This window comes from Cupriavidus sp. (assembly GCF_057315035.1).
The window spans coordinates 1-13,615 of record NZ_DBHKYV010000039.1; the positions used below are offsets into that span (position 1 = coordinate 1).

Annotated in this window: 13 protein-coding genes; 6 read left to right on the forward strand and 7 right to left on the reverse strand. The window is 63.7% G+C overall.

Annotation, left to right across the window (positions count from 1 at the left end; genetic code table 11):
* The first annotated feature begins 437 nt into the window (after positions 1 to 437).
* Together ACO550_RS31650 and ACO550_RS31655 are read left to right on the forward strand one after the other, a co-directional pair.
* Positions 438 to 1,202 carry a TSUP family transporter gene (locus ACO550_RS31650; protein WP_315596153.1) on the forward strand — a complete coding sequence of 255 codons (765 nt, stop codon included), beginning with the start codon at positions 438 to 440 and terminating at the stop codon, positions 1,200 to 1,202.
* A gap of 384 nt (positions 1,203 to 1,586) precedes the next feature.
* Positions 1,587 to 2,138, forward strand: a complete 552-nt coding sequence (locus tag ACO550_RS31655) for a hypothetical protein (protein WP_315596154.1) — start codon at positions 1,587 to 1,589, stop codon at positions 2,136 to 2,138.
* 51 nt (positions 2,139 to 2,189) lie between these two features.
* Here the strand turns inward: ACO550_RS31655 and ACO550_RS31660 are convergent, their stop codons facing one another.
* Together ACO550_RS31660 and ACO550_RS31665 are read right to left on the reverse strand one after the other, a co-directional pair.
* Positions 2,190 to 2,810 (reverse strand): DUF938 domain-containing protein, encoded by a 621-nt coding sequence (locus tag ACO550_RS31660; RefSeq protein WP_315596155.1) that lies wholly within the window; start codon positions 2,808 to 2,810, stop codon positions 2,190 to 2,192.
* A gap of 98 nt (positions 2,811 to 2,908) precedes the next feature.
* A complete protein-coding gene (locus ACO550_RS31665; protein ID WP_315596156.1) occupies positions 2,909 to 4,897 on the reverse strand; it encodes a PhoX family protein in 1,989 nt (662 codons plus the stop codon).
* 181 nt (positions 4,898 to 5,078) lie between these two features.
* Between ACO550_RS31665 and ACO550_RS31670 the strand changes: the two genes are divergently transcribed.
* Together ACO550_RS31670 and ACO550_RS31675 are read left to right on the forward strand one after the other, a co-directional pair.
* On the forward strand, positions 5,079 to 5,684 hold the full coding sequence (locus tag ACO550_RS31670) for a YigZ family protein (RefSeq protein WP_315596157.1): 606 nt from the start codon (positions 5,079 to 5,081) through the stop codon (positions 5,682 to 5,684).
* A 4-nt stretch (positions 5,685 to 5,688) separates the two neighbouring features.
* On the forward strand, positions 5,689 to 6,003 hold the full coding sequence (locus ACO550_RS31675; protein WP_315596158.1) for a 2Fe-2S iron-sulfur cluster-binding protein: 315 nt from the start codon (positions 5,689 to 5,691) through the stop codon (positions 6,001 to 6,003).
* Positions 6,004 to 6,034: 31 nt separating this feature from the next.
* Here ACO550_RS31675 and ACO550_RS31680 read toward each other — a convergent pair whose 3' ends face one another.
* The 4 genes from ACO550_RS31680 to dkgB form a co-directional block, all read right to left on the reverse strand.
* Entirely contained in the window at positions 6,035 to 7,168 is a 1,134-nt protein-coding gene (locus ACO550_RS31680) for an extracellular catalytic domain type 1 short-chain-length polyhydroxyalkanoate depolymerase (protein ID WP_315596159.1), read from the reverse strand.
* Between the two features lie 162 nt (positions 7,169 to 7,330).
* Entirely contained in the window at positions 7,331 to 7,687 is a 357-nt protein-coding gene (locus ACO550_RS31685) for an antibiotic biosynthesis monooxygenase (protein ID WP_315596160.1), read from the reverse strand.
* Positions 7,688 to 7,701: 14 nt separating this feature from the next.
* Entirely contained in the window at positions 7,702 to 8,856 is a 1,155-nt protein-coding gene (locus tag ACO550_RS31690; RefSeq protein ID WP_315596161.1) for a cytochrome P450, read from the reverse strand.
* A 124-nt stretch (positions 8,857 to 8,980) separates the two neighbouring features.
* Positions 8,981 to 9,784, reverse strand: coding sequence for a 2,5-didehydrogluconate reductase DkgB (gene dkgB, locus ACO550_RS31695; protein ID WP_315596162.1), 804 nt, complete (start codon positions 9,782 to 9,784; stop codon positions 8,981 to 8,983).
* Between the two features lie 217 nt (positions 9,785 to 10,001).
* Between dkgB and ACO550_RS31700 the strand changes: the two genes are divergently transcribed.
* Both ACO550_RS31700 and ACO550_RS31705 read left to right on the forward strand, forming a co-directional pair.
* Positions 10,002 to 10,355, forward strand: a complete 354-nt coding sequence (locus ACO550_RS31700; RefSeq protein ID WP_315596163.1) for a hypothetical protein — start codon at positions 10,002 to 10,004, stop codon at positions 10,353 to 10,355.
* Between the two features lie 96 nt (positions 10,356 to 10,451).
* Complete coding sequence (locus ACO550_RS31705) at positions 10,452 to 12,071, forward strand: EAL domain-containing protein (protein ID WP_315596164.1); 1,620 nt, start codon at positions 10,452 to 10,454, stop codon at positions 12,069 to 12,071.
* Here the strand turns inward: ACO550_RS31705 and ACO550_RS31710 are convergent.
* Positions 12,022 to 13,614, reverse strand: a complete 1,593-nt coding sequence (locus tag ACO550_RS31710) for a methyl-accepting chemotaxis protein (protein ID WP_315596165.1) — start codon at positions 13,612 to 13,614, stop codon at positions 12,022 to 12,024. The two genes, ACO550_RS31705 and ACO550_RS31710, sit on opposite strands and share 50 nt — an antisense overlap.
* Position 13,615 lies beyond the last annotated feature (1 nt).

The following is a 13,615-nucleotide window of genomic DNA, read 5'->3' on the forward strand; positions in this document are numbered from 1 at the left end:
AAGTTAAAGCACCAGACAACCTTAGTACCTGTCTGAAAAAACTTGACCACCACACCCCTCGCCCGCTTTGCGGGAGAGGGGCGGGGGAGAGGGCCGGCGACTCAAGCTAAGACAAGTCGCAATTTGAACCTCATGCCCTCTCCCCCAGCCCCTCTCCCGCGTCTCGGGAGAGGGGAGCAAACCAGCAGCTTTTGATATGCCCGTGGTGGTCTCCCCTCGCCCGCTTTGCGGGAGAGGGGCGGGGGAGAGGGCCGGCGGTTCAAGCCGAGACAAGTCGCAATTTGAACCTCATGCCCTCACCCCCAGCCCCTCTCCCGCGTCGCGGGAGAGGGGAGCAAAATCAGGCATCTGAAATCCTGCTGGTGATTTCCCTAATGTCTGGCCCATGTCCGCGTATGATCTGGGGCTTGCCTTTGAACACCGCCCCCTGATTCGCCATGCCTGACCATACGTTGCTGTCCGCCCTGCTCATCTTCGGACTTGGGGGGCTGCTCGGCGGCGTGGGAGGCCTGTTCGGCATCGGCGGGGGCCTGATCGCCATCCCCGCGCTTGGCCTGCTATATGGCATGGACCAACAGCTGGCCCAGGGGACCTCGCTGGTCATGATCGCGCCCAATGTGGTGATTGGCTTCTGGCAATACCGCAAGCGCGCCAGGATCGAGCTGAAGACGGCCGTGGTGTTGGGCCTCTCCGCGGTGCTGGCCACCTACCTTTCGGCCAGGCTGGCCACCTCGATCGATGCCGGGCTGCTGCGCCGCATCTTCGCCGTCTTCATGATTGGACTGGCGCTGTACTTTCTCTGGCGGCTGCTCCCCGGTCGCGCCACCACGCAACAACAGGCGCGCGTCTCCACCGCATGGATTCCCGCCGTCGGCGTGGTAGGCGGTGCGTTCTCCGGTTTCTTCAGCGTGGGTGGCGGCGTGGTCGCCGCACCGGCCCTGGTCGGGCTTTTCGGCATGCGCCAGGCCGTAGCACAAGGCCTGGCCTTGGCGCTGGTCACACCCGGCGCCGTGGTCGCGCTATTCACATACGCCCAAGCCGGACATGTGGACTGGTACAGCGGCATCCCACTTTCGCTGGGCGGCATGCTGACGATCTCATGGGGGGTGGCACTGGCCCACCGCATGCCCGAACGGCGTCTGCGCGCCGCATTTGCGCTGTGCCTGATTGCTACAGCTGCGGTGATGCTGGTGCGGGGGTAGCATCTCCTTCACTCGCCGGCACGCGATAGCCGAGACGGCAAGAATGCCAGTTGCCGCATGACGATACTCTGCCGCTCGTGGTTCGCAGCGCACAGGATTTCCATATCATCGAGCGATACCGAATTGCGATAGATCTCGGCGCACGTCAGGTCACCGAGTTCGAGGTGATGACGTATTCCCCGGGAGCCGGTCGAAGGTGAGGCTTGTCACCGGAATGCAGACGCTTGCGGCATATCCGAACGCAGCCTTCGGAAGAAATGGATTTACTCGGCGGGCCGGAACAGCCAGCATTAGCCGAACCAATCTATCGAACGATGACGTATGCAGGTCCATATCCGCTGCCGCTCACGAGTGACACTTCATCGACTCGTACCAGCGTTCCCGATGTCCATCACCGCAAGCGGCGGCGATCAACGCCTGAGTCGACGAGGATACGAACGCCCGCTGCGCGATGGGCAACCGGTTCGGATTCCGGCGTTCGAGTCAGTCGACCTGCAATTGACGGGCAGCCTGTTTTCCCCGTCAAGATGCACGCTGGAACTCAGTCAGGCTCCAGCGCTTGGGTACGGCCCGTTTTCGGATGTCCGCAATGAAGACGTTGACGGCAAGATCCTGTACCTGCGCGAACTGATCTCGGGCAGCGTGTTTCAGCAACCACAGGAGGATTGGAATGCTGCGAAGATGGCTGGTGCACTACAAACCTCACCCAGTCGCATTCGCTCAAGGCTATTCATGCAAGGCGTGGCATTCACACAACTTTGCAGGACGCAGAGGCTCATGCGCGCGCTCTTCGAATCCTTTCGCTTTGATCTATCGGTTTCCGACCTTAAGGCAAGAGTTGGATGGTCGGAGAATCACGACCTCGAGGCCTCGTTCCATGAGTGGTTTGGCGTGTCACTTCAAACCATTTCTCGACTTCGCGAGGACTGCCTATGACAAGCGTGCCCCCTTGAGGAAAGAAAGGGCAGCAAGTGCCGCCCCCCTCTCCTACTCCTTCCGAAACACCAGGCTGAAGTTGTTGGCCGGCATTGGCACTGGCTCGGCGCAAGTCAAACCCTGCGCGGCACCAAGCGCGATGACGGCTTCCATGTCGCGCACGCCCCATTCGGCATCGGCCACTTTCAGTTGCCGGTCGAACGCTTCGTTGCTTGGGGCGGTGTGTGCCCCGTTGCGGCGATAGGGGCCGTAGAGATACAGCACCCCGCCTGCGCCAAGCCGCTTGCCGGCACCGGCAAACAGCGCCTCGGCGGCGGCCCACGGGGAAATGTGGATCATGTTGATGCAGACGATGGCGTCGACGTTGTCGATGCCCCATGGTTCCTGGCGGACATCGATGGCCAGTGGTGCCAGCACGTTTGCGGTGCCCGCATGGGCGGTCCATGCCGCGATGGATTCGCGGTGCGTGGCATCGGGGTCGCTGGGCTGCCATGTGATATTGGGCAGCGCCGCGGCGAAATGCACCGCATGCTGGCCCGTGCCGCTGGCAATCTCAAGTACCGTGCCTGACTTCGGCAAGGCCTCGCGCAAGACTGCCAGGATGGGTTCGCGGTTGCGCTCCGTGGCGGGCGCCATGCGGCGCGCGATGGGGTCGGCGGCAGGCTCGGTCATGGGGTCTCCTGTGGCATGGCGCACCAGCAATTGCCGGTGCGCAGGCCACAGGTTAGCAGGCCCGCCGCATTTGCGGAGTCAGACAGCGCTGACGATGATCAGCCGCGTCGGTTCAATCGCAATGCGGACGGGGTGGCGGTCAGGTATCCGACTGCCGCACCGAAGCGGTCCTTGTAGTTGGCGCGCACCAGCGGATCGAGCGTGCCTTTTACCTTGTCATGCAAGCCTGCTTCCCAGTCACCGGGATGCTGGAAGTTGCTCATGATATAGGTCCAGCCGTGAATCTCGTCGACGGCATGCAGGCCAGTCGATTCGGCGCCAGCCGGGCATGACAGCACGCGCGACAGTTGCTTTGTATCAACGTTGTAGGCCCACAGGAAGTTGTTGACGTGGGTGTTGCTGTCTTCGCCGATAAACAGCGTGCGCAGTGTTTCCGAGAACTTGAGGTTGTCCGGCGTGGCCACCTTGTCGGGGTTGGCGTAGTTGCCGAGCGCGTCCTGCGCTTTCTTATGGCCGCCACCGAGATCCTCGGAAATCAGCGCCGGCACCGGCGCCATGTCGACGGGCACCCACTCACTGCCGATGCCCGCACCGGACTGGTCAGATTGAGCGCCCCGCAGGTTCAGTTCATAAACCGCGCCGGAGTAAGGTCCTTCCACGCGGATATCGCCCGCGTTGGCGGCATGGCCGGCCAGCATGCTGGTCTCGATGCGCGAGATCGCCGAATAGGCTTTCCGGTCGGCAATATTGACCGTGGTGCCTTCCATCTTGGTAAAGCCCAGACTGCCCCCGACCAGCGCCGCGTAGCGGTGCGTTTCCAGGAACGCGGCGGCCTTCTCCTGCCCCGGCACCAGCCTGACCCAGTTGGGCTTGCCATCGAGCAGGATGCGCGTGAAGCTCTTGTCTTCCGGATCGCTGGTCTTGACGTCCATGATGTCGGGAAGCTTGATGCCACCGTCCACCAACTTGCGGATTTCAGCGCTGGTGGCGCTGCCGAGCGGAATCCACGACAGCGTGGCCGCACCCGGACCGGCGCCCGAAGTCTGGTGCCATTTGGCCACGTAGAGCTTGCCTGCCGACAGATCGCGCGCGCGGTCGGCGATAAACATGAACAGGCCACCATTGGTGGCGTCGTCGCCCATCAGCACGGTGCGCTCGTCGGGCATCACCTGCACCAGTTCGTGCGAGATTCGGCCCATGCAATAGTGTTTCTTGATCGAACCCGTGCCGTCGGGATGCACCGTGACTTCCGGCAGGTGGCCGTAGTTGTACGGGTTGGCGTGTCCGGCATCGCCATACAGATGCTGGCTGAAGCCACGCAGCTTCTTGTCGGTGGCGGCCTTGGCGGCGTCGGGCTCGTATTCCTCGCTCGACAGGTGCGTGTTCCACGGCGACAGGCTCGCACCACAGGTAATCCACAAACCGTTCACGCCCGAGGTGTCGACGTTGTGATAGCGCACCAGCGTGAGCTTGCCCGTCTTCGGGTCTTGATCCAGCGTCAGTACCGCAATCGGCGATGGCAGCATGCCATGCATTTCAGCATTGGCCTGGTTGCGCGAGGTGTATTCGAACTGCACCACCGCAAACACCGTATTGCCCTTGACACCGGGTACCCGCGCATTGGGCAACGTCAGCAGCGAACTGCCATCTGGGCCATCGGAGAAAAACTGGCGCGACTTGCCCGGAACAGAGTCGTCCATGATCGGACGATTCTGAATATCGTAGTAGCCGCCAGCCAGTACCTGACGGCCCTTGCCGTCGGGCACCATGTCGCCAGTGACAAAGAACGGCTGGTAAGCCAGCGTGTATTCCTGCACCGTGCCATCGCGGTACGACACCTTGAGCGACGAGCCAACCGTGGTGGTGGCCATGGCCGCCGCATTGTCGAGCGTCGGCGCAGCCATACCCGTGAAGGTGGCCGACGCGAATGCAGCCGGTGTCTTGCGTCGTGGCGCAGCAGCAAATGCCGCCTCCATCGCGCTCATGCCGCCGGCCAGCGTGGCCGCGGCGGTACCTAGCGGCAGCATCGGGGCTCCACCAAGGATTTTCAGGGCGCGGCGACGGGAGGCTACGGGCTGGCTGGACATGGTGATGTGGGCGTTATTGAGCGATCTGGGATGGTTGGGACACACGGTGCCCCTCGGCGATCTTATAGCGACTTTGTGACAGTAACTTGACTTCCAGCAAGTTGTCATAAAAGCGCCGACGCCTGTTCGCACTGCCCGCCTGCGCTACACTCGCCTTCCGATTCCCGTTTGCCACCCCGTTTTGCCCACATTCACGCTTGCCGCCCCGGTTCACGCCGAGATCGAGATCCGCAAGAGTCGCTTTATTGCGATGGCCACACCGGTGCCCGACCGCGATGCGGCAATGGCCGTGATCCAGGATCTACGCACGCGGCACCCCACGGCCACGCATGTCTGCTGGGCCCTGCTGGCGGGCGGCCAATCGGGCATGTCGGACGATGGCGAGCCATCCGGCACGGCCGGTCGCCCGATCCTGGAGGTACTGCGCCACCACGATCTGGATGGCGTACTCGCCACAGTGGTGCGCTACTACGGCGGCGTCAAGCTTGGGGCGGGCGGACTGGTGCGGGCCTATACCGATGCCATTGCCGGTGCGCTCAAGGACGCCGCCCGGATCGAGCGCATCGCCTATGCCACGTTGAGCGTGCAGATCGACTATGCCGATGAACCGCGCGTGCGCCGCTGGATCGAACAGTCGGCCGACGATGGCTGCACCCTGGTCGACACCGAGTACGGGGCGCTTGCGAAACTGGTAATCCGCCTGCCAGCCTCACTGCGAGAAACGGCCATGGCCACGCTGCGCGACGCCACCCATGGACGTGCCGGTTTTCCGGACGACGAGAGCTGACGCCATGGCTGATACACCGGAGATTGCTGCGCAGGAAGATCGTGAGTACACCGCACAGGTGCTGCCCGACGCGATCTGCTTTGCCGCGCCAGCGTCGCTGAGCCTGCTTGAAGCGGCGTTGCTGGACGATGTGCGCCTGCCCAGTTCATGCCGCAATGGCACCTGCCGCGCGTGCATCAGCAAGCTGCACTCAGGCAGCGTGCGCTACCGGATCGAATGGCCCGGCTTGAGTCCGGATGAGAAAGACGACGGATACATCCTGCCCTGCGTGGCATGTCCCACCAGCGATGTCGTGTTCGAACCGGTAGGCGAATCCTGAGCCAAGAACTGGCCGATTTCCCGCTAGCCGGTCAGTCCTGATGACGACCGTTCACCGAAAAAAAGCGCAGCGCAATCTTCAGCGCATCGGGGCCAACGGGATCAGAGAATGCCTGGCCTGGCGCGCCGCCGCTCCACGCATGGCGCAAGCCTTCCACCTTGACCACCCGCAGGTATGGCCGTGCGCCCGCCTGCCAGTCGAAGACTTCCACGGCACGTCGCGTACCGCGGCGCACGCGTTTGGGTGGTACCTCTTTTGGCGCGGCCATCCCGGGCGGTAGCAATTCCAGCCACATCGCACCGGTGGATGTGGCGTTATCGTAGGACACCACGTTGTCCTGATCGCCATGCAGCAGCAACAGCGGTGGCGGCCGGCGGCCAGCCAGTGCAATCTTTGCGGCAACCGGATCAGGGGCGCGTTCGCCGCGCATGGCCTTGGGCGCCTGCGTGGCGTTGATCGCGCTGTAGGGCGCGGCGCCCGAGTGGGAGCCAACCGCTGCGAAACGATCGGGATAGTGCAGGCCCAGCATCATCGCCATTGCACCGCCCGCTGACAGGCCGAACGCGCAAACGCGGTCGGCCACGATGGCATAGCGCTGGCACACATGGTCGATCATGGACATCAGCAGCGCTGTTTCCGATGCGCCGCGCGCTGCGGGGCGAAACCAGTTCCAGCAACGCTGCGCATTGGCCTGCACCGATTGCTCCGGCATCAGCACCACCCAGCGCGCATCGCGCGCCACCGTTGCCACCCGCGCGCATGCGGCAAAGCTGGCCGCATCCTGCCCGCAGCCATGCAGCAGCACCAGCAACGGTGCGGGCCGCGCCGCGCTGACACCGGCCGGCACGAACACGCGGTAGCGGCGCTGCCCCATGGACCCGATGCCGATACCCAGGCCGAAGCCCCACATCCCTTCTTCCCAGAGGCCACCGCCGCGACTGACCGGCGCGGGCGTGGGTGTGACCACGCCCGTGAGCGCCTGGCGCGCAGCCTTGCCGACGGCCTGCCCCATGGCTTTGCTGACGGCTTGCCCCTGCTGCTTGGCAGCTTGCAGCATCGGCTTGGTCACCGTACGCGTGACCGTGCGCTGCAGCTTGCGCGCGCTCCGCGTTGCCTGCTTGCTTAACATTGCCCACAACTTGGTGCCGCCCGTGCGCCGCTTCATACCGCATCGCCCTTTCGTTTCCGGTGCTGCGTGTCCAGGCCTCCGCTGCAGACCTCCGCTGCAATGATGCACCAGTTTATCGGGCGAATATGTCAGGTTGTCACGGACCGGGCGTGTCAGAACTTGCCGCACGCGGCCGCGCCATGGATAGATACATTTACGTCAATGCCGGTCGGTGTCGTGCACCGCGCGGCTGTCGGCCGGTGCTTCCTCGCGTTCATGCAGGCCGTAGTCGCGCAACACCTGGGCCACGCGCAAGCGGTAGTTGGCAAACACGCCGCCACGGCCGGCCGCCTGTGCCTGGCGGTGATCGAGCGTATTGCGCCAGGCCAGCACGGCCGCTTCGTCGCGGAAGAACGACAGCGACAGCAGCTTGCCCGGCGTGGTCAGGCTCTGGAACCGCTCCACCGAGATAAACCCGTCGATGGCCTCCAACGTGGGCTTCAGGTGGGCGGCAATGTCGAGATAGGTGTCCTGCCGGCCCGGCGCGGGCTCGACTTCAAAAATCACGGCAATCATCGGGGGCTCCGTTGTCATTGTTGTGGGGAAAACTGCGGAATGCGGGCATTCACCGACGGACGATAACGCAAATCGTGCAGCAGCCGGCCGGGCTGGACGTCGCGCGCCAGCAGTGCCTGCACCGTACACGCTGCCAGCACCTGGGCCAGCGCATCGCCAGGGCAGGCATGCCGCCCCGCGCCGAACGTCCATGGCTTGCGATCACCGCCTGCGCCGCCAGCGCTGTCGCCCGGATCATGCGCCGCCGCGGCCAGCAGCACCAGCACGGTATCGTTGGCGCGCAGAGCTTGACCACACAGTACGGCATCGGCCGCCATGAAGCGTCGTGTGTTCTGCACCGGCGGGTCCAGATGCGCGACCCGGGCCACCAGTGCATCGATATCGCTAACCTCGCTAACGGGCGCCGATACCCTGCCGAGACTGACCATGGTGTTGCCGATCAGGCCCGCAGTGGCTTCGCAAGCCTGGATCATCAGGCCGACTGCGTTGGCAATCAGCGTTGCGGGTTCGATATCGCCGAACACGGTGTCTTGCGACAGTGCATGCAGCAAGCTGTCGCGCGGCGCCGTGGCAGCGGCGCTCTCCACGTCTCGGGTCAACCACTGCGCGGCCGCGATGCCAGCCTCGACCTCGGCAGGTGTTGCCAGCGGAGACATGGCCGCAGCAAAGGTGGCAACGAAACCGGCGACGCGCGTGCAGACGTGCCCTTCATCGTCGCGCTCCAGCGGCAGGCCCAGGACATCGGCCACCGTCAGCACTGGCAATGTGAACATCCAGCGCATGGTCTCGTTAGCATCGTCGGCAGTCATGCGCGGTAAGCCCGAGGCCAACATATGCGCGCGTATGCGCACCACGCCGAGGTCCAGCGCCGCCAGACGCCGCAATACGATCGTCTTCAACGCGGCATGCGCCGCACCATCGTTCATGCGTATCAGCCGACCGAACAGATTACCGGCGGCCGAACCGTCCAACGCGGGCGGCACAGGTTGGGCGGCTGGACGCACGCGCGCAGCGGGGTGCTCAAGCACTTCCGCCACGGCTGTTGCGCCAGCGGCCACCCACAATTTCAGTGCAGGGTCATAGTGGAACGGGCGCGACTGCGCCAGCATCCGGTAGTACGGATAGGGGTCGCGATGCGTCACCGCGGCGATAGGGTCGGCGGGAGTCATGGAGGTCCGGTGTCATGCAAGTGCAGATGCCAACCATTCTGGCACCGTGCCAACCGGAATGATTCACCGTCTCATGAAATGTCGAATGCGACGCTTACTCAGCGCAACCGCCCCGCCCGCCTGGTCAATCCCACTCTGGTGCCAAACCCACCGGGCTGACCTCGCGGCCATTACGCTCCAGCGCGGCGATGCTCGCCATATCGTCGGCATCGAGATGTAGATCGCGCGCCAGCAGGTTACTGGCCAGGTTCTCGCGCTTTGTCGACGACGGGATCACTGCATAGCCCAACTGCAGCGCCCATGCCAGTGCCACCTGGGCCACGGTAGCCTGGTGCTTGTCGGCGATCCGTGCCAGTACCGGATCATTGAGCACCTTGCCGTAGGCCAACGTCATGTAAGACGTCACGGCGATGCCTTGCTCCTTGAGGAAGGCGGTCAGCTTGCGGCCCTGCAGGTACGGGCTCAGTTCGATCTGGTTGGTGACAAGTTCGCCCTTGCCAACGATGTCGATGGCCTGCTGCGTCAGTGCGATATTGAAGTTCGAAACGCCGATCTGGCGGGTCAGGCCAAGCGCCTTGGCTTCGGCCAGTGCCGTCATGGTCTCGGACAATGCCACACCGTTGCCAGGGGCCGGCCAGTGCATCAGCGTCAGGTCGACATGGTCGGTACGCAGCTTCGCAAGGCTCTCGCGCAGGCTTGGTACCAGCTTGTCCGCCGCGTAGTTTGCGGTCCAGATCTTGGTGGTGACGAACAGGTCGGCGCGCGCCACGCCGCTGTCGGCGATAGCCAGCCCGACATCGGCCTCATTGCCGTAGATCTGCGCGGTGTCGATGGCGCGGTAGCCCAGATCCAGCGCGTTGCGCACCGAATCGACCGCGGCCTGGCCAGTCAGCCGAAAGGTACCAACACCGAACGAAGGAATGCTCATGAATTTGCTCCTGATGGCTGGAGGAATGTGAATGAGAAACGGGAGTAAGAAGCGCAGTGTGCCGTCTTTATCCTTGAAGATTAAGCCGCGTACGGACCAAATTCTTTTGAATTTTTATCAAGGATGAAGCCGGTCTTACGCTCTCCGGCATGTCGGTGTGTTATACCGGTCGAACCGATTCCACGCCTCATGCTCCACCCGCTTTACGCCAAACACCATGTTCCGGGTCACACACCTGCTTGCCGCGAGTCTTGCTGTCGCCGCCATCGCCTTTACCAGCGCCGCCCAGGCGAGCGACATCGCCTGCGAGGCGCCCGCCACGCGCGCCAGCCAGATCATCTGCGAACACGCACTGTTCTCGATGGGCTACCAGCGCATCTATACCGACCAGCAGCGCCTGCTGCAGGCCGGTGTGATCTCGCAACCCGATATCGACGCGTTCCGCAAGAAGCGCGACCAATGCGATTCCGCAAGTTGCCTCGATACCGTTTTCTCGGCCTGGAAGCAGCATCTGGTCGATATCGGCGCCAGCAAGACACTGCGCTCCAGGTCCGCGAAACCAACGCAGTAGCCCGGTTGCAATCGAAGTTTGCTTGCGCAGTATCGGACTCGACAGGCAAACCAGGCTGCTATGCTGCCAAGCACCCTCTATTCGCATTGGACATCCATGACCAGGCTGCGCCTCTGGCTGTTCATGTTCTGCGTGATAACGCTGGGCGTCTGCGGCCCGGTTGCGCTGACCGCGTGGTTGTCGCGCGAGTTTGCCGAGCAGTTGTTCCGCCAGCGCGTGGACCAGTTCACCGAGCGCGCATTATTGCGCGTGGACGCAGTGGCACGCGATGCCATCGACGCAGCGCGCCAGGCCGACGCCTTCAGCGGCCAGCCCTGCAGCAAGGCTCACCTCGATGCCATGCGCGAGGCCGACCTGCAGCACCGCTACGCGCGCCAGATCACCTTCCTCGACAACGGGCAACTGTTGTGCGCATCGTCCTCGTTTCCTGGCGCCTTGCGCAGCGTCGAGGGCCAGACCGGTGACTGGACCGAAGTGCCGCAGTTGCGGACCGCGTATCGCATCGATGCCACGGTAAGACCGCCCAGCGCGATCCAGTTTCGCGTGGGACGGCATGTTGCGGTGGTCGACGCACAGTTCTTCATCGACACTGTTCCGCTCGATGGACTGATCCGCCTGGGCATGATCGACACCCGTACCGGAAAGGTGGTGGCATCGTGGGGCGATACCGATACTGAAACGTTGGCGCGTGCGTGGGCCCAGCAGCAGGATGGCCAGGTGCAGCGTGGTCAGTATCTGGACGTCAAGCCATCGCGGCTACTGCCGTTCGCCGTGGTGGCCTACGAACCTTATGCCGAAGTCGCCGGCACCTGGCGCCAACTGCTGTTCGCCGGCCTGCCGGTGGGCCTGCTGGTCAGCGCCATCGCCACGTGGCTGATGTTGCGTTGGGGGCGGCACCTGCGCAGCCCCCAGCATGCGTTGCGGGACGCGATCCGGCGCAAGGAATTCTTCGCGGTCTACCAGCCGTTGGTGGCGCTGGACAATGGCCGCTGCGTGGGTGCCGAGGCACTGGTGCGCTGGCGCTTGCCCGACGGAACGGTGGCGATGCCCGACAATTTCATTCCGATGGCGGAGGCCACGGGCACCATTCACGCCATCACCACCTGCATGATCGAGGCCGTACTGCGCGATCTTGGGCCACATCTCGCCGCCGAGCCGGCGATGCACGTTTCGATCAACCTGTCTCCCGACGATTTCCGTGCGCGCGATACCTTGCCTTTCCTGAGCCTGGCACGCGACAAGGCCGGGATTGGTGCCGATCAGATCTGGGTCGAGGTCACCGAACGCGGCTTTGCCAACGATGCCGCGTGCCGCCAGATGATTGCCGCGTTTCGCAAGGCCGGTCACCCGATCCTGATCGACGACTTCGGCACCGGCTATTCGAGCCTGGCCTACCTGCAGGATCTCGATGTGGACGGGCTCAAGATCGACCGCGCCTTTGTCGAGTCGATGACTACCGACGCCCCGACGAGATCGGTTGGCCCGCATATCATCGACATGGCCAAGGCACTGGATATCCGCATGATCGCCGAAGGTATCGAGACCGAAGCGCAGTGCCAGGCCCTGCGCCGGCGCGGCGTGCAGTTTGGCCAGGGCTGGCTGTTTGGCCGCGCCATGCCACTGGCCGAGTTCGTGGCGTTCTGGCACGAGCGTGCCGGAGCAGCCTCTACGCGGCGGCAACGCCAGCCGGCGCAGCAAGACGCGCCGACAGCCTGAACACCGCTACCGAATTCAGCAGGCTGCGACTCTGCTCGTCAAGCGCCGATGCCGCGGCCGATGCCTCTTCCACCAACGCGGCGTTTTGCTGGGTGACTTCGTCAATCTGGGTCACCGCGGCATTGACCTGCTCGATACCGCTGGTCTGTTCCGTCGATGCCGCGGAAATATCGGCCACCAGTTGCGACACCTGACGCACGGCCTCGACGATCTCCTGCATGGTATGCCCGGCTTCGCCAACGAGCACGGAGCCCGCATCGACCTTGCCGACCGAGCCTTCGATCAATTCCTTGATCTCGCGCGCGGCCGCTGCACTGCGTTGGGCCAGCGTACGCACTTCGCCGGCCACCACCGCGAAGCCTCGGCCCTGTTCGCCCGCGCGCGCGGCTTCCACTGCAGCGTTCAGCGCGAGGATATTGGTCTGGAACGCAATGCCTTCGATCACGGCGATGATATCGACGATGCGATCCGAGCTCTTCGAGATATCGCTCATGGTGGTCACCACATCGCCCACCACCTTGCCGCCGCGCTCGGCCAGTGACGACGCATTCTTTGCGAGGTTGTCGGCATGTCCAGCGTTGTCGGCATTCTGCCTGACCGTGACAGCCAGTTCCTCGATGCTCGCCGCGGTCTGCTCCAGCGCGGAGGCCTGCTCCTCGGTACGTTGCGACAGATCGGCATTGCCCTGCGCGATCTGCCCGGAAGCGGACGCCACCGACTCACTCGATGCCTTGATGTGGTGCACAATATCGGCCAGGGTCAGCCGCATGCGGTTCATCGCATGGAGCATGCTCGACGTATCGCCGGGCTTCAGCACCACGTTGACCGCCAGGTTGCCCGCCGCGACCTCGCCCGCCACCTGTGCCGCATAGGCTGGCTCGCCGCCAAGCTGTCGCACCAGGCCGCGTGCGAGCCCGAAAGCCAAAGCCACCACCAGCACCGCCATCGTCAGCAAGGCACCGATCATCAGGTTGCGCGCCGAGGCATATACGCTGTCGACATGCTTGCCGCTGTCTTCCGATCCGGCCACATTGATCTTGACCGCCTGGTCGATACTGGCTTCCAGCGCGCCACGCACACGGAACGACTCGCCACGCAGCATGGCAACCGCGCCCGACCGGTCGCCAGCACGCGACAGCGCCAGCAGCTTGTCGTGAACGGCCAGGTATTGCGCCGTCAGCGCGGTGATCTCGCGGTGCACGAGCCGCTCTGCTTCCGAAGCCAGCAGGCCTGCAAACCCCTGCTCGGCGGCGCGGAACGCCTCGAGCTGCGTCCGCATCAGGTCCTCGTACTTGCGGAACTCGTCGTCCGATTCCGACAATACGTGCTGGAGCTCGGAGGTCCGGTATGCATTCAGCTGACTCTTCATCTCAAGCGAATGGCGCACCGAAGGCATCCAGTTGTCCTTGATGTCGCGCGTGGCCTCGCCTACCCGGTTCAACTCGTACAGTGCAAACAGGCCCATGGCGCAGGTCATTGCAAGAATGACCATGAAGGCGGCCATGATGCGCTGGAATACGGTCATTCTCTGAAAATATTGCATT

What these genes read in the sequence shown, in the direction of transcription:
- ACO550_RS31650 (WP_315596153.1), top strand. Translation starts at nt 438, where the DNA reads ATGCCTGACCATACGTTGCTGTCCGCCCTGCTCATCTTCGGACTTGGG.
- ACO550_RS31655 (WP_315596154.1), top strand. Translation starts at nt 1,587, where the DNA reads ATGTCCATCACCGCAAGCGGCGGCGATCAACGCCTGAGTCGACGAGGA.
- ACO550_RS31660 (WP_315596155.1), bottom strand. Translation starts at nt 2,810, where the DNA reads ATGACCGAGCCTGCCGCCGACCCCATCGCGCGCCGCATGGCGCCCGCC.
- ACO550_RS31665 (WP_315596156.1), bottom strand. Translation starts at nt 4,897, where the DNA reads ATGTCCAGCCAGCCCGTAGCCTCCCGTCGCCGCGCCCTGAAAATCCTT.
- ACO550_RS31675 (WP_315596158.1), top strand. Translation starts at nt 5,689, where the DNA reads ATGGCTGATACACCGGAGATTGCTGCGCAGGAAGATCGTGAGTACACC.
- ACO550_RS31680 (WP_315596159.1), bottom strand. Translation starts at nt 7,168, where the DNA reads ATGAAGCGGCGCACGGGCGGCACCAAGTTGTGGGCAATGTTAAGCAAG.
- ACO550_RS31685 (WP_315596160.1), bottom strand. Translation starts at nt 7,687, where the DNA reads ATGATTGCCGTGATTTTTGAAGTCGAGCCCGCGCCGGGCCGGCAGGAC.
- ACO550_RS31690 (WP_315596161.1), bottom strand. Translation starts at nt 8,856, where the DNA reads ATGACTCCCGCCGACCCTATCGCCGCGGTGACGCATCGCGACCCCTAT.
- dkgB (WP_315596162.1), bottom strand. Translation starts at nt 9,784, where the DNA reads ATGAGCATTCCTTCGTTCGGTGTTGGTACCTTTCGGCTGACTGGCCAG.
- ACO550_RS31700 (WP_315596163.1), top strand. Translation starts at nt 10,002, where the DNA reads ATGTTCCGGGTCACACACCTGCTTGCCGCGAGTCTTGCTGTCGCCGCC.
- ACO550_RS31705 (WP_315596164.1), top strand. Translation starts at nt 10,452, where the DNA reads ATGACCAGGCTGCGCCTCTGGCTGTTCATGTTCTGCGTGATAACGCTG.
- ACO550_RS31710 (WP_315596165.1), bottom strand. Translation starts at nt 13,614, where the DNA reads ATGCAATATTTTCAGAGAATGACCGTATTCCAGCGCATCATGGCCGCC.